Origin of the sequence: Agrobacterium sp. CFBP2214, assembly GCF_030209895.1 — a bacterium.
Taxonomy (GTDB): domain Bacteria; phylum Pseudomonadota; class Alphaproteobacteria; order Rhizobiales; family Rhizobiaceae; genus Agrobacterium; species Agrobacterium radiobacter.
The window spans coordinates 214,992-229,415 of sequence record NZ_JARVRC010000001.1; the positions used below are offsets into that span (position 1 = coordinate 214,992).

A 14,424-nucleotide genomic window follows, 5' to 3' on the forward strand; every position below is an offset into this window, starting at 1 on the left:
CAGACTGACATGGCGCGTGGCGGCGGGCAAGGCAAGGGCTTGCAGCCGAATTAGTTCAGCATGCTGATGCTTGCGTTGAGCACCGTGGCAAAGGCGACCCACAGCGCATAGGGCGTAAAAAGCCACATCGATATGCGGTCACGGCGGTAGGTCAGCGCCATGAAGGCGATTATGCAGATCAGCATGGGGATGATGATGACGAGTGCGCCTGCCGGGCTCTGCATGCCGAAAAAGATCGGCGACCACAGGAAATTCAGTATCATCTGCGTGAACCAGAGGCGCATACGCGTCCCCATCGGCTTCCTGATCCAGGTGCGGGCGCCGGCAATGCCGATCAACACGTAAAGCGCCGTCCAGACCGGCCCGAAAATCCAGTTGGGTGGATTGAAGAATGGTTTCTGCAGCGATTGATACCATTCGCCCGGCACATTGTTGACGCCGATCAGCGCTCCAACGGCAACAACTGCAACTACGAAAACAATGTACACGGTAAGGTTTTTCATGACGCATCCAATGCGCCGACCATGCTTTTGTTCCCGTGCCTTTTCAGTATTTTAGCTGGAGAGACGCACGATATGCTGGTCCCATGCCACGTCGCTTCGCACGGTCTCGAAAAATCCGTCATAGGAAGAAACAGCAATGCCGTTCGCGGCAGGGGCGACGCCCGCGGCTTCCCGCACCGTCGTCTCGGATAAAACGCGCCCGGTTTTTGCATCCAGCGTCACGGCGGCGTTGCCGTTGGGCGATGTCAGGCCCACCAGCCCATCGCGCCGGTTGACGGCGATGGCCCCGACGTAATTGGCAAGGCGTATCGTCGTTTCCTGGGGCAAATCCACGAGGGACACATCCTCACCCTTCGAGAAATGACCGACAAGCGGCGGAAGGTCGTTGCGCGGCCCCTCATATTGGCAGGCAAACCAGATGCGCCCGTCATCGCCGAGATCCACATGGCGGGTGGAAAGCTGCCGCAGACGATCCGGCATTGCGTGTTTCTGAATCAACTGGCCGGTCGCCGTATCGAGAAGCACAAGAGAGGGCTGCATATTGTCGATATTGAGCTTGGTTCGTCCGAAATCCGGATGGGTCTCGATGCCGCCATTGGCGATCACCATCAGCCGCCCGTCATCGCTCACCGTCATGTCATGCGTGCCGATGCCATGCGCGTCATATTCGCCGATGCGGGCAAAGCCGTTGCGGGCGTCATAGAGCCCGATGACGCCACGATTGCCGTCGAAGTCGTTTTCGCTGGCATAAAGGATTGCGCCATCGGGTGAGAATTGCCCGTGGCCATAGAAATGACGGTTCTCCGGCGTGTGCATCACGATCGGCTCGTGACGCCGCGCGGGGTCGAAGGCCATGAAGAAGGTGCCGGGTCGGCGCGCAAAGGCCACTGTCATGCCGGTCGCGTGGCTCGTCGCCATTCCGTGGGCGCGGGCGGGAAGCGCGACGCGGTCGATGATCTCGCCGCGCTCGCTGATGGTCGCGATGCCGTAGGAGCCGTCACGGGCGCGAAAGGCTGAAGCGAAGACGGCATCGGCGCGTTCCAGCGCATGCAGCGAGCCGGGGGCAAGCGTGGCGAGGAAGGGAATGCCCGCCGCCTTGATGAAGCTTCGCCGGTCCATCAGCATCGGCTTTTTGCCTGAGATCATCGGCTCAGTCTCCGTCGGCGAAGGAAAAGCCGGAGCTGAGGCCGATTGCGCCGCCATATTGATCGTTCAGGCGGTAGATCAGGTCTTTGCCGTTGAGCAGCAGATAATCCACCTTGGCGCGCTGATCGTCCTGATCCAGCGCCTTTTGCACATCCGTATCGATGGTTCCGGCAACGCGGATCATCGATTTGGCGATGAAATCGATGGAGTTGACGATGGAGCGTTGGTCAGGCGGCACGAGTTCGACCATATCGGCGGTGTGCAGCAGGGTCTGAACCGCCTTGATGTTGGCTGAAATACTCTTCCAGGTCAGGCCGGAGCGCCAGTAAATGGCGGTGCGGGGAAATCTTGCCTTGTCCGGCCCCTTGTAGAAGGTTTCGATCCGCTGGTCGCGGATAGCCTCGGAGCCGTGGACGAGAATGCCGAGCAGGGCAACAAGCGCCTCGCGCTCGTCACGAAAGACGGGGTTGTCCGTACCGGGCTCAGTCCAGTTCTTCTGCGCGCCATCAGGCGTATTCCAGCTGTCGGAAAGTTCCGCCGCCACATTGGCGATATTGCCGGCGATGGCGGCGCCATAACGGCAGCGGAAATCACCCTTCCTGTCGAGCAGCTCTTCCGCTCCGGTTCCGTAAAGTACGAATTCGAGAGCGCCGAGCCCCTGCGCCGCAACGCTCTTGCCGCTCAGGCCTTCGGCACTGGTGACGCTTTCATCTTTTTCGGCGAGATAACGCTGCACCTGTTTCAGGCCCAGACTCTTCTTGTCGGGGTAATAAAGCACACGTTCGAAACGGTTCTTCTCGATGACAGGGCCGACACGCACGATCTCGATGGTCGACCAGCTCGAGACAGTATCGGCAAAAGCCGCCCGCGCTGCCGTCTCCGTCGTTTGGGACGGAGCGGCGCAAAACGCTTTCATACGGCCTTCCAGCGTCTCCGCCGATTGCCGGAAGTGGTCATAGCCGGGACGGATGAAACCGTTCACAGCCTTTTCCATGACACCCCGCACCTGCATGGGGTCAAGCGGCGGTGGCGGCATCAGTTCCACGTCCTGTGCCTTTGCCGGCTGATTGGCCAGAAGCAGCAGCACGGAAAAGAGGCCGGAGATTTTTCGCATGGCATTGTTCATCAAAGGGACTCCAGAAAGGCCAGCAAAGCCTGCCGGTCGGATTTTTGCAAGGCGGCAAAGGCGTCGCGCGCTTTCTGCGCTTCGCCGCCGTGCCACAATATCGCTTCCGGCAGGCTGCGCGCCCGGCCGTCGTGCAGGTAAAAACCGTTGCCATTGATCTTTTGTGTCAGGCCGATGCCCCAGAGCGGTTGGGTACGCCACTGCCGCCCGCTTGCTTCACCCACTTGCTGGCCGTCGGCAAGCTCCTCGCCCATGTCATGCACCAGAAAATCGGAATAGGGCCAGATCAGCTGGAAAGAATGCATGGGGTCGGCGGCATCGCGTCGGGTGACGAATTTCGGGGTATGGCAGGCGGTACAGCCGGAGGCATAGAAAAGCTGCTTCCCCTGCAGAACCACCCGATCATCGACATTGCGGCGGCGCGGTACGGCGAGGTTTTCGGTGTAGAAGGTCACGAGATCGAGAACCGGGTCGGGCGCTTCTACCGGCCCGAGCCTGGGCTGCACGCCGGTCGGCACGGCCAGACAGTCATTCTGGGCTTCAGTGCAATCGCCATAGGCGTTCGGCGCATCCGGCGTGGAAATGCCGATATCATGGGAGAAGGCGCTGGCGCTCTGGTCGCGCACGCTCGCATTCTGCGCTTTCCAGCCAAACCGTCCGAGTTTTATCTCGCCAGTGCGATGATCCTTGACCCATGCCGGACGCCCGGCAATGCCGTCGCCATTGTTGTCATCTGGGTCGGCGTTGGCCAGAATATCGGCCTCGGCAATGGCCTCGATCAGGCCAAGCCCAAGGGTAGGCATGGCAATGCGCGCCGAAAGCGTCGTGTCGGCGCCAAGCGGGCCATATTGCAGATTAGCCACGGCATAGTCGGGCTTGCCCAACATCACCACCTCGCCTCCCGGTAGTTGAACCGGCTTTTCCGTATAGGTGATGAGCGGTTTGCCTTCGGCGGCGAGGCCGGGAATGGCCAGGTTCTGAAGCTGCCGGCCATAGGTCTCGTCGGGAAAATTCAAGACCTGGTGGCTGGCAATGGCTTGTCGTTCGGCTTCATTGCGGGCCGGTCGCGCCAGCCGCAGGAAGAGGGAGGCGGCGTCTTCTCCGGCAAGGGGCGGTCGACCTCTGCCGTCCTTCAGATGGCAGGTCTGGCAGGAACGGGCATTAAAAAGCGGCCCCAGACCGTCCGAGGCCTGTGTGGAGGAGGGAGAAGAGACCCAGAGCTTCTGGAACAGCGCGTTGCCAAGCTTGAAATCCTGTTTCCGCTCCAGCGGCATTGTGGCGGAAGGATGCGAAAACGCGCCGCTGTCGGGTTTGCCGGTGCTGGTCGTTGCTCCGCCGGACATGGCCTCGAAAGGTTCCGGCCTGGTAAAATCCGTCGTTGGGGTGGTCACGGCCAGGACGCGGCCTCGATCTGTCTCCGTCAGATCGCTACGCAGCGGTTCGGCAAGCGCCATCGACGCCACAAGGCAGGCTGCCCCGGTTAAGAAGAACGGCTTAGGGGTCAGCGGCAGCAAAAATTGCATGACAACAGGGGCGATGGGGAGCAGCGGGCCGCAGCAATCTGCGGCCCGCTTTGCCGCTTATTTGAAGACGGCGTTCGGATTGTCGAGGCTCTCGGAGCCTTCAAGCTCGATCTTGCCGAGATCGAGCGCCGCTATGACGCGTTCGACAGTCTTCGTCTGGTCGAGAAGGCCATCGATGGCCGTCTGAACCACGGCGTTGCCTTCCTTGTTGCCTTCTCCGATCATCTGGTCATAGGCCTCAACGGTCTGGGCGCGCTTTTCCATCGCGTGCATGGCGTCGAGTGTCTTGTTCAGCTTCGCCAGCATCTCGTCGTTCAGTGCCTTGTCCTTGGCGCCGACCAGTTCAGACAGCGAGGCGCCCGTCATCTTCGTCCCGTCCACGCGGGTATAGTCGCCGGTATAGGCCGACGCGATGCCGATGGCGTCGTAAAGATGCGAATTATAGGTGTTGTCGGAGAAGCAATCATGCTCCTCTTCCGGATCATGCAGCAAAAGGCCGAGCTTCATGCGTTCGCCGGCCAGCTCACCATAGGAGAGTGAGCCCATGCCGGTGAGAATGGCGGTCAGGCCCGCTTTCGGGTCGGCTTCCACTGTCTTCGTGGCTTCGCCTTCCGGCGCCCAGACATCCACCATCTCCTGAAGATCCTTGATCAGCAGGGTCGAGGCGGATTTCAGGTAATCGGCCCGGCGGTCGCAATTGCCGTTCGTGCATTTCGCCTTGTCATAATCGGTATAGGGGCGGTTGCCCGCGCCCGGTCCGGTGCCGTTCAGGTCTTGACCCCAAAGCAGGAACTCGATGGCGTGGTAACCGGTCGTCACATTGGCTTCGACGTCGCCCGCCTCGTGCAGGCTTTCGATCAGCTCGGGGGTGATCTTGGAGGCGTCGACCTCTTCACCGCTGATCTTGATCTTCGGATTGGCGATGATGTTTGCCACGTAAAGCTCGTTCTCGTCGCTTTCCGTGCCGTAGGAACCGTCGACATAATCGATCAGGCCTTCATCCAGCGGCCAGGCGTTGACCTTGCCCTCCCAATCGTCGACGATCGGGTTGCCGAAACGATAGACTTCCGACTGCTGATAGGGAACACGCGCCTTGATCCAGGCTTCCCGGGCGGCCTTCAGGGTGTCTTCGCTCGGCGTCGCGATCAGCGCATCGATGGCCTTGTCCAGCGCCTTTGCCGTGGTCAGCGAATCCTCATATTTGGCATGCGCGACATCGGCATAATGCTTGACGACAGCGGCGGCGTCGGTCGCGGCGCGGGCGGGAAGCGCAGTGAAGGCCGCCGAGGCGGCCAGAAGCGCGAAGGACGCGCTGAGAATGGTTTTGCGGATCATGATCCCTCTCCTTCGGCAGGCGTGAAATGACTTCAGGCTGCGGCAAGCGAGTTCTGACCCAATCACAAACTTGTGTCAAACATTCTAGTTTAGAATGCTTTGAAACAAGATCGAGGGCTGTTTTTCAAGTAAAATCAGTGCTTGCAAAGATGGCGTTATGCTTTGCGTTTCATCAAGCAGAAGAAGAAGCCATCCGTATCTGTGGTTGCAGGCGTCAGCGTCACTGTCTTGCCGTCGGAAGAATGCGGCTTATTCGCATTGTCGCCAAAAATCGTCTGCCAGCGCTGCAACGCGGAGCCAATGGAGAATTCCGTATTTTCCTCGCAGAAACGTCTGACCTGCTGTTCGTTTTCTTCGGGCAGAACCGAGCAGGTAACATAAAGCAGCTCACCGCCCGGGCGCACGAAAACCTTGGCCTGCGAAAGCGCTTCGCCCTGCTGCTGCACGCGCTCTTCCAGATTGCGCGCCGTCAGCCGCCATTTGGTGTCGGGGCGACGCCGCCAGGTGCCGGTGCCGGTGCAGGGTGCATCCACCAGAACGCGGTCGAATTTTTCATGGAAGGGGACAAGTCCCGCAGCGCGGTCATGCACCTGCACATTGCGCGTGCCGGCCCGCTTCAGCCGCTCGATGATCGGCGCGAGCCGCTTGCGGTCGGCATCGAAGGCGTGGACCTGGCCCTTATTGTTCATGCTGGCGGCCATGGCCAGCGTCTTGCCGCCGCCGCCGGCGCAATAATCGAGGATCTGTTCGCCCTCATGGGCGCCGGCAAGATCGGCGACGATCTGCGATCCCTCGTCCTGCACTTCGAACCAGCCCTTCTGGAAGGACAGTTCGGCCGTCACATTCGGCAGGCGGGAAGGGCCTTCGCCAGCGGGGATGCGCACGCCCTGGCGGGCGATATGTGTGGCTTCCGCACCGCTTTCTTCCAGCGCCTTCAGCACCTTGTCGCGCGTCGCTTTCAAGGTATTGGCGCGCAGATCAAGCGTGGGCCGCTCGTTCAGCGCCTGCGCCTCGGCGAGCCAGCGCTCTCCGAAGGCCGTTTCGAGGGAAGATTGCACCCATTCGGGTATGTCGCCCTGAATATGGGCCGGTGCGTTAGCGAGGGAGCGGGAGAGAAAGGCCTGCTGCCTTTGTTCGTCCGGTGCGGCGGGGGCGAATTTGTCGCCGTCGAATTCTGTCGAAAGGTCCGAAAAGCTCTTGCCCCATTGGCGCAGCAGCACGGCGTAGCCGAGAGAGGTGGCGCTATCGTCATCCATCAGCCAGGCGTGCGACAGTTTCATGCGCAGCGCGTCATAGACGATGTTGCCGATTGCGGCCCTGTCGCCGGAACCGGCAAAACGATGGGCAAGGCCCCAATCTTTCAGAGCATCGGCGACGGGACGCCTGCGTCCCTCAATATCCGCCAATACTTCGATTGCTCCGGCCAAACGCCCGCCTAAACGCATTGTCTACCTCGTTCTTCTGATAAGCCCGGTTGGTAGACGCGAATGGCGGCGAGGGCAAGGCTCAATCGGCCTTGACGATCTCGTAGCAAACCTTGGCGGTGCCGGAGTTGATCATGCCGATGTTCTTGGCGGCCGCCTTGGAAAGATCGAGAACGCGACCCTTGATGAACGGCCCGCGGTCGTTGATGCGCACCACAACGGCCTTGCCGTTGCGGGCATTGGTCACCTTGACCTTGGTGCCGAACCGCAGCGAGCGGTGGGCGGCGGTCAGGTTGGCGGCGTTCATGCGCTCGCCAGAAGCAGTCTTGGAGGTCAACGCATACCACGATGCGCCTCCACAACCATTTGCCGCATTCGCCTGAAGAGGCGCAATGATGGAACAGGCGGCGATAGTTGCAGCGGTGAAAGTTATACGACGGATATTCAACAAACTGTGCTTCCCTGAAAATCGGCCCCGCGCCGATTGATTGTGCCCTTGCTAAACGGCCATGAACTGGCCTGAACGCCTTTTGATGCGAGATTGTAGGGCGAGGGAAAAATGGCGAAAAAAAGCTGATCTCAAATCACGAACTGTTACAGTCTGTAATATTCGTGATCGTTAGCCGGAAAGGCGTCGTCTGGCCATCCCTGTCACAATTCGGAAAAAATAATGCAGAATCAACGCTCAATGGAAATGTTGTTGCAAGTCACGGCTTCGTGAATCCACTTCACGAAATGTGAGTGAAATATTTTTCTAATGACTACGATTTTAGTGATTTTTGGATGGTTAATAAAGTCCTAATTAGCTGAAATAAGACGAAAACCATCCGCAAAAGCCGGATTGGAAGGATTTTTCATCGCTTTCGATGGGACCATTCTCAGCCTCGCCAGAGGCCGTTTTCCCACAATTGTTTCAGGGAGAGTCTGTACTCCGGAAAGCGGAAATCGAAGCCAAGATCGCGTATTCTGGCGTTCGAAACGCGCTTGTTCTCGCCATAGAAAGAGCGCGCCATCGGCGTCAGATCGGCGGTTTCAAAAGCCTGCTCGGGCGGCGGTTCCACGCCCATCAGCGTCGCTGCGAAGCTCACCACATCCTGCGGCGGGCAGGGTTCATCATCTGTCACGTTGAAGATACCGCGTTCGTTTTTTCGTGCCAGAAAGGCAAGTGCGGCACCGATATCCTCGACGCGGATGCGATTGAACACCTGGTCCTTCTTCACAAGCCGCCGCGCAGTTCCCTTTTCGAAATTCATGAAGGCATTACGTCCCGGGCCATAAATTCCGGACAGGCGCAGGACGGAAAGCGGCACATTCGCCTTTTGGGCTGCTTCAGTCCAGGCAGCCTCAGCGGCTACCCGTTCCACGGAGCGCGCGGAAACAGGGCGGCAGGGTGTCGTCTCGTCCACCCAGGCGCCGTGATGGTCGCCATAAACACCGACGGTGGAAAGATAAGCGACCCATGTCAGATTGGGCAGGAACTTTTTCAGATCGCCGCCCAGAAGCGCAAGCAACGGATCGCCATCCTTGCCCGGCGCGACGGATTGTACGAGATGCGTCACATTGCCCATGGCGGCGATGAGCTCGTCATTGAGATGGACCCCGTCAAAGAGGAACGGCGTCATGCCCGCTGTGGCGAGGCTTGCGAACTTGTCTTTGCTGCGTGTGGTGCCGGAAAGGCTTGCGGCCTCGGGTTTCAGCGCGTTTGCAATGGCCTTGCCCGAATATCCCGCGCCAAAAATCATCACATGCATGGTTCACGCCTCTGCCAGTTGCCATTCCATTTCCGCCTCCGGATCAGGCTCCGGGGCGCGACCGGCAGAGTATGTACGGAATTCGTCCCTGTCCATAAGCCGTGACAAAGCCCATGCGGCCATGCCGCGCACCTCGGGCGAAGGGTCAGTTTCCGCAAGCGCCTTGCATTGTTCCACGAATTGCCGGTCTGCGGAGTTTCCCGCCGCGATCAGCACATTGCGGATGAAGCGATTGCGGCCGATGCGCTTGACCGGTGAGCCGCTGAAGAAACTGCGAAACGCAGCGTCATCGAGCGTGAGCAGGAAGGCGATGGAAGGTTCCTTCAGATCCTCGCGCGCCTGCAGTTTCATCTCGGAGGCGCTGGCCGCGAATTTGTTCCACGGACAGGCGGCAAGGCAATCGTCGCAGCCATAGATGCGGTTGCCGATCATCGGGCGGAACTCGTGCGGGATCGGCCCCTTGTGCTCGATGGTGAGATAGGAGATGCAGCGGCGAGCGTCCAATTGATAGGGCGCGGGGAAGGCAGCCGTTGGACAGGCATCGAGACAGGCGCGGCAGGAACCGCAATGATCCTTTTCGGCCTCATCGAGACAGAGTTCGGCCGTGGTGAACATGCTGCCGAGAAACAGCCATGAGCCATGGGTGCGGCTTACTAGGTTTGTGTGCTTGCCCTGCCAGCCGAGACCGGCTGCGGCGGCGAGCGGCTTTTCCATCACAGGCGCGGTATCGACAAAGACCTTCACATCTTCGCCGGCGCGCGCGGCAAAACGGGTTGCGATCTCCTTCAACCGCCCCTTGATGATGTCGTGATAATCGCGGTTGCGGGCATAGACCGAAATGGCGGCCTTGTCCGGTTTGGAAAGCAGGTCGCGCGGATCTTCTTCCGGGCCGTAGTTCAGTCCGAACATGACGATGGAGCGCACGTCGCCCCACAGCGTTTTCGGCTCGGCACGCCGTGCTTCCGTTTCCTCCATCCACGCCATCGTGCCGTGATAGCCGTTGTCGAGAAACTGTCTCAGCCGTTCCGGCGCGAGCGGAATGCTGTCTGGGGCGGTGATGCGACAGAGATCGAAGCCGAGCGAAAGCGCTTCCTGACGAACGAAGTCCGTCAGTTTGTGCGCGCGTATCCGCTGCTTTTCGCTCGCGACGTCGATGGTCGTTTCTCCTGCGGGCTATTCTGCGGCATATATAGGCTGAGCCGCAGGCCACAGCAAACAACCAGCAGGACTGGAACTTAGAAATCCAGATCGGCGTAGTGGGAGGAGGGGGCAAGGCGCGGAATGCGCTCGCTCAGGAACGGCCGGAAGGACGGGCGCGATTTCAGCCGCTGATACCATTCTTTGGCAATCGGCGCTTCGAGCCAGTTGATCTCGCCGAGATAGTCCAGCACCGAAACGCCGGCGGCTGCGGCAAGGTCGGCATAGCTCAACCGATCGCCGGCGAGCCATGTGCGCGAACCGGCCAGCCATTCCAGATATTTGATATGCTGGCGGATATTGTTGCGGGCGGTGCGCAGCAGCTTGGAATCCGGCGGTCCGCCGCCCTGGGCCGCCGTCATCTGCAATTTATAGACCCGTTCCCGCACCAGCGGCCGGGTCACGTCATTTTCCATCTTCTGCAGAAACCACTCCGTCAGGCGGCGGATTTCCGCGCGCTGAAACGGGTCTTCCGCCAGAAGCCGGCGGTCGCGCTTCAGAACGCCATGCGTTTCGTCGAGAAATTCGGCAAGCACATAAGGCCCGCTCAGCGAGCGCATATTGTCATCGAGATAGACCGGCAGGGTGCCGGCCGGATTGAGCGCCAGAAACTCCCGCCGTCTTTCCCACGGCTGCTCCTCCACGAGATCGGTCTGGAACCCGTATTCCGCAAGGATCAGACGAACGAACCGGGATGCGGTCGACATCGGAGAGTGATAGAGAGTTGGCATCGGTACTCAATTTTTACGATTGGTTGTCATGATCGGCATTTGCCGGAAAACTTTTTCAGTTTCGCTTCATCAAGACGCTATAAGAGCTTGGCTACTTTAAAACAAGTTTAACGCAATTGCCTTCCATTGCCACTTCCCCCTGAAAAGAAGGATACCTCATGGGTGACCAATCGATCATCAGCGCGCTTCTGCTGGGCATTATCGAGGGTCTGACGGAGTTCATTCCCGTTTCCTCAACGGCACATGTGCTGCTGGCCGGGCATTTCCTCGGCTTCAAATCACCCGGCAACACCTTTGCCGTCCTCATTCAGCTCGGCGCGATCCTTGCGATTCTTCTCGTTTATTTTCAAAAGCTTATGTCTATAGCCTTGGCCCTGCCAACCAGCGCCAAGGCGCGTCGTTTCGTGCTGGCCGTCGCTCTCGCCTTTTTGCCGGCGGCGATAATCGGCGCCTTGGCGCATGATTTCATCAAGACCGTGCTGTTTGAAACGCCGATGCTCATCTGCGTGGTGCTGATCATCGGCGGCGTCATTTTGCTTGCGGTCGATCGCATGCCGCTGAAACCGAAATATACCGACATCATGGATTATCCGCCGTCGCTTGCCTTCAAGATCGGCCTCTTCCAGTGCCTTGCGATGATTCCCGGTACGTCGCGATCCGGCGCTACAATCGTCGGCTCGCTGCTGATGGGCACGGACAAGCGTTCCGCCGCCGAGTTTTCGTTCTTTCTGGCGATGCCGACCATGCTCGGCGCTTTCACGCTCGACCTTTACAAGAACCGCGATGCGCTGAGTTTTGATGACGGCGCGCTGATTGCCGTCGGTTTCATCGCCGCTTTTGTCTCGGGCCTCTTTGTTGTTCGCTCTCTGCTGGATTTTGTGTCGCGTCGGGGCTTTGCGCCCTTTGCCTGGTGGCGCATCGCCATCGGTTCGCTGGGGCTGATCGCGCTTCTGGTTTTCGGCTGAGCCGAGGACGGGAATAACCCTCGTCCGTAATGAACGAACAAAAACAGAAAAAGCGCCCCGGAGAACCGGCGGCGCTTTTTCTTTGAAACTTTTAAAGGCCGATCAGTTGGTGCTGATCGAAGCCGTTGCGCAGGGGTCGACGCCGTAGGCGGGAGCGCAACCGCTCTTGCCCGCTGCAACCGTTCCCGGCGCCATGAAAGAACCCGCCAGAACCACCAAAGCCGCACACGCAAAAAAGAGTGCGATAGATCTGCCCATTTTATTATTGCCTTTCAGACGTTCGTTCGCGCGGATCGTGCCGCCGTGTGTGAAGTGAGGGTTCGGGATATGTTTGGAATGTGGCGAATATCAATAAAGCAGCTTGTTGAATACCGGGTTAATGCGAAGTCTTTTCCACAGTTGCGCTTGTGCCACGCTTGCCTGTGGCGGCCGGACGGCCGTTAACTTTTACCCGGCTTTAGAAATCTGCCTTAGTTCATTCTACACCTCCCCTGCAGTTGAGGAGAAAATGCACGAATAGCGGTTTGGTTGCAATTGAATTGGGCAAAAACAAAAAGCGGGAATGGCTCCCGCTTTCGTTGAAATCGCTGGCGCTGCAGGCCTGAGTTTCAGGCCGCTTTACCTGCATTTGAGAACTGGCCGTGGGTGCGATATTGCACCATGTAGGATGGCAGGATGGAGGCGACGCGAACGGGGGTGATGCCGATACCCTCCAGCGTCAGGCCGTTCTTTTCCGCCTCGGCGGAGACGACATTGTCCTTTTTCAGCATGGTCACCTGATCGACCGTCAGCGGCGGCTTAATCAGCGGCACTAGCGAAGTGAGCTTGGCGATCGTTGAGGCGATACCGAAAGGCAGGTCGACAAAAGGACGCTGGCGGTACGTTGCGGCAAGAACCGCCTCAAGACAGTCGCGGAACGTCATCACGTCCTGGCCGCCGAGTTCGTAAATGGCGCCGGGCTTCAGCTTGCCATCGACGCCACGGGCGACGGCTTCGGCGACATCCTCGACATAGACCGGCTGGAATCTGGTTTTTCCGCCGCCGATCAGCGGCAGGAAGGGCATGCTGCGGGCCATCTTGGCGAATTTGTTGAAGAAATCGTCTTCCGGTCCGAAAATGATCGACGGGCGAAGGATCACGGCGCCCGGCAGGATGGAATGGATGGCGGCTTCGGCGCGGCCCTTGGTACGGCCATAACCGGTCGGCGAACCCGCTTCCGCACCGATGGCGGAAATATGCGTCAGCGTGGCGCCAGCATCGCGGGCCGCCTCGGCAATGGCTTTCGCACCGAATTCCTGAACGGCGTCAAAGGTGTTGCGACCGCTTTCGGTCAGGATGCCGACGCAATTGACCACATGATCAGCATCCTCCACGGCTTTGACGATGGAGTCGCGATAACGCAGGTTCGCCTGGGCAAAGGAAATCTGACCAACATTGCCGAGCGGCTGCAGGAAGCCGGCAAGATCAGGGCGACGTACGGCGACACGGATGCGATAACCGCGCTTCGCAAGTATCCGCACGACATGCCGCCCGACAAAACCCGAACCGCCAAAAACGGTGACGAGGGGTGGAAGGTTGGCCAAGGTCATGGGAGGCTCCTCAGAAGCTGTCGATAAAGCGTTTTTCAGTCTCTTAGCCCAAAGCCGCGCGCGCGTGAAGAGATGTTGTCGCAGGGCAGGGGCCGGTTTTGGAAATGCGGTTGACGCCCGTCAAATTCCTTCGACGATCACCATCTCCGCATCCGCGATTTCCTGGCGGATTTTGGCGGCTGCCTGATATTCGGGGGAGTTGTAGCAATCGATGGCGTGCTGAACTGACGGGAACTCTATGACGACATTGCGGGCACGGGCCTTGCCTTCCAGCTCGGTCAAGGCACCGCCACGGGCCAGGAAATTGGCACCGAACCGCTCGAAGGCGGGCTTTGCCGTCGTGACATAGTCCTTGTAGCGCTCACTGTCGCGTACATCGACGCGGGCGATCCAATATCCCTTTGCCATTTCATCTGCTCCTGTCGTTACTGATTGGCCGGAAAGCTGGCGCGCAGCATGTCATCAAGAATGGCACGGGCCGCCGCCTTCGGATCTTCCGCCCGAACGATCGGGCGGGCGACGACCAGATGGCTCGAGCCGGCCTTGATGGCGTCGTAGGGTGTCATCACCCGCTTCTGATCACCAAGATCTGCGCCGGCAGGGCGAATGCCGGGGGTAACGACGGCAAGATCCGGACCGAGAATTTCGCGCACGGCAGTCGATTCCTCTGCCGAACAGACGATGCCGCCCATGCCCGCCTCGCGCGCCTGTTCCGCCCGGCGCAGCACCAGCGAACGGGCGTCCGAGGCGTAACCGGCTTCGGCCAGATCAACGTCATCCATCGAGGTCAGCACGGTGACGCCCAGCAGGCAGAGGCCGGAACCTTCAGCAGCCTTCACTGCGGCGCGCATGGCTTTGGGGTAGGCATGCAGGGTCAGCATCGACATGCCCATGCGGGCGATGTTTTCGACACCGGAAGCGACCGTGTTGTCGATGTCGAGCAACTTCATGTCGAGAAAGACCTTCTTGCCGCTCTGCACAAGGTCACGCGCGAATTCGAGACCGCCGGCGAATACCAGCTGGTAACCGATCTTGTAGAACAGAACCTCATCGCCGATTTTCGAGACGATGTCTTCGGCCTGCTGCACAGTCGGAACATCCAGCCCGACGATGAGTTTTTCGCGCGCGGTCATT

Annotated in this window: 14 protein-coding genes; 1 reads left to right on the forward strand and 13 read right to left on the reverse strand. The window is 59.3% G+C overall.

All coding sequences use genetic code 11. The features are described from left to right. Positions 1-50: 50 nt before the first annotated feature. The 10 genes from QRN60_RS01070 to QRN60_RS01115 form a co-directional block, all read right to left on the reverse strand. Positions 51-503: a TspO/MBR family protein gene (locus tag QRN60_RS01070; protein WP_003503873.1), complete on the reverse strand. Its 453-nt coding sequence runs from the start codon at positions 501-503 to the stop codon at positions 51-53. Between the two features lie 51 nt (positions 504-554). Next, positions 555-1,649: a DUF1513 domain-containing protein gene (locus tag QRN60_RS01075; protein ID WP_111781366.1), complete on the reverse strand. Its 1,095-nt coding sequence runs from the start codon at positions 1,647-1,649 to the stop codon at positions 555-557. 4 nt (positions 1,650-1,653) lie between these two features. Beyond that, entirely contained in the window at positions 1,654-2,775 is a 1,122-nt protein-coding gene (locus QRN60_RS01080) for an imelysin family protein (protein ID WP_111833760.1), read from the reverse strand. Further along, positions 2,775-4,229 carry a di-heme oxidoreductase family protein gene (locus QRN60_RS01085; protein WP_284764895.1) on the reverse strand — a complete coding sequence of 485 codons (1,455 nt, stop codon included), beginning with the start codon at positions 4,227-4,229 and terminating at the stop codon, positions 2,775-2,777. Before QRN60_RS01085 ends, QRN60_RS01080 begins: the two co-directional genes overlap by 1 nt. Positions 4,230-4,355: 126 nt before the next feature. Continuing rightward, entirely contained in the window at positions 4,356-5,633 is a 1,278-nt protein-coding gene (locus tag QRN60_RS01090) for an imelysin family protein (protein ID WP_129564639.1), read from the reverse strand. A gap of 155 nt (positions 5,634-5,788) precedes the next feature. Beyond that, positions 5,789-7,078, reverse strand: coding sequence for an RsmB/NOP family class I SAM-dependent RNA methyltransferase (locus QRN60_RS01095; protein ID WP_129564638.1), 1,290 nt, complete (start codon positions 7,076-7,078; stop codon positions 5,789-5,791). 61 nt (positions 7,079-7,139) lie between these two features. Next, positions 7,140-7,508: a septal ring lytic transglycosylase RlpA family protein gene (locus tag QRN60_RS01100; protein WP_003503862.1), complete on the reverse strand. Its 369-nt coding sequence runs from the start codon at positions 7,506-7,508 to the stop codon at positions 7,140-7,142. A gap of 427 nt (positions 7,509-7,935) precedes the next feature. After that, entirely contained in the window at positions 7,936-8,808 is an 873-nt protein-coding gene (locus QRN60_RS01105; RefSeq protein ID WP_060722812.1) for an SDR family oxidoreductase, read from the reverse strand. Positions 8,809-8,811: 3 nt separating this feature from the next. After that, on the reverse strand, positions 8,812-9,963 hold the full coding sequence (queG, locus tag QRN60_RS01110; protein WP_026363808.1) for a tRNA epoxyqueuosine(34) reductase QueG: 1,152 nt from the start codon (positions 9,961-9,963) through the stop codon (positions 8,812-8,814). An 80-nt stretch (positions 9,964-10,043) separates the two neighbouring features. Next, positions 10,044-10,736, reverse strand: coding sequence for a glutathione S-transferase family protein (locus tag QRN60_RS01115; protein ID WP_003503856.1), 693 nt, complete (start codon positions 10,734-10,736; stop codon positions 10,044-10,046). Between the two features lie 158 nt (positions 10,737-10,894). Here QRN60_RS01115 and QRN60_RS01120 point away from each other — a divergent pair, with 158 nt between their 5' ends. Next, a complete protein-coding gene (locus tag QRN60_RS01120; RefSeq protein ID WP_060727073.1) occupies positions 10,895-11,701 on the forward strand; it encodes an undecaprenyl-diphosphate phosphatase in 807 nt (268 codons plus the stop codon). Positions 11,702-12,309: 608 nt separating this feature from the next. Here the strand turns inward: QRN60_RS01120 and QRN60_RS01125 are convergent. The 3 genes from QRN60_RS01125 to pyrF form a co-directional block, all read right to left on the reverse strand. After that, positions 12,310-13,290, reverse strand: coding sequence for a complex I NDUFA9 subunit family protein (locus tag QRN60_RS01125; protein ID WP_003503853.1), 981 nt, complete (start codon positions 13,288-13,290; stop codon positions 12,310-12,312). A gap of 120 nt (positions 13,291-13,410) precedes the next feature. Beyond that, on the reverse strand, positions 13,411-13,698 hold the full coding sequence (locus QRN60_RS01130) for a DUF1330 domain-containing protein (protein ID WP_060722813.1): 288 nt from the start codon (positions 13,696-13,698) through the stop codon (positions 13,411-13,413). 17 nt (positions 13,699-13,715) lie between these two features. Beyond that, entirely contained in the window at positions 13,716-14,423 is a 708-nt protein-coding gene (gene pyrF / locus QRN60_RS01135; RefSeq protein ID WP_003503850.1) for an orotidine-5'-phosphate decarboxylase, read from the reverse strand. Position 14,424: the final 1 nt, after the last annotated feature.

Excerpts from the sequence above, each read along its gene's own strand:
- QRN60_RS01085 (WP_284764895.1), bottom strand. The coding sequence starts at position 4,229 with ATGGCGCTTGCCGAACCGCTGCGTAGCGATCTGACGGAGACAGATCGA.
- QRN60_RS01120 (WP_060727073.1), top strand. The coding sequence starts at position 10,895 with ATGGGTGACCAATCGATCATCAGCGCGCTTCTGCTGGGCATTATCGAG.
- QRN60_RS01105 (WP_060722812.1), bottom strand. The coding sequence starts at position 8,808 with ATGCATGTGATGATTTTTGGCGCGGGATATTCGGGCAAGGCCATTGCA.
- QRN60_RS01095 (WP_129564638.1), bottom strand. The coding sequence starts at position 7,078 with ATGCGTTTAGGCGGGCGTTTGGCCGGAGCAATCGAAGTATTGGCGGAT.
- QRN60_RS01130 (WP_060722813.1), bottom strand. The coding sequence starts at position 13,698 with ATGGCAAAGGGATATTGGATCGCCCGCGTCGATGTACGCGACAGTGAG.
- QRN60_RS01075 (WP_111781366.1), bottom strand. The coding sequence starts at position 1,649 with ATGATCTCAGGCAAAAAGCCGATGCTGATGGACCGGCGAAGCTTCATC.
- QRN60_RS01115 (WP_003503856.1), bottom strand. The coding sequence starts at position 10,736 with ATGCCAACTCTCTATCACTCTCCGATGTCGACCGCATCCCGGTTCGTT.
- QRN60_RS01090 (WP_129564639.1), bottom strand. The coding sequence starts at position 5,633 with ATGATCCGCAAAACCATTCTCAGCGCGTCCTTCGCGCTTCTGGCCGCC.
- QRN60_RS01070 (WP_003503873.1), bottom strand. The coding sequence starts at position 503 with ATGAAAAACCTTACCGTGTACATTGTTTTCGTAGTTGCAGTTGTTGCC.
- QRN60_RS01125 (WP_003503853.1), bottom strand. The coding sequence starts at position 13,290 with ATGACCTTGGCCAACCTTCCACCCCTCGTCACCGTTTTTGGCGGTTCG.
- pyrF (WP_003503850.1), bottom strand. The coding sequence starts at position 14,423 with ATGACCGCGCGCGAAAAACTCATCGTCGGGCTGGATGTTCCGACTGTG.
- QRN60_RS01080 (WP_111833760.1), bottom strand. The coding sequence starts at position 2,775 with ATGAACAATGCCATGCGAAAAATCTCCGGCCTCTTTTCCGTGCTGCTG.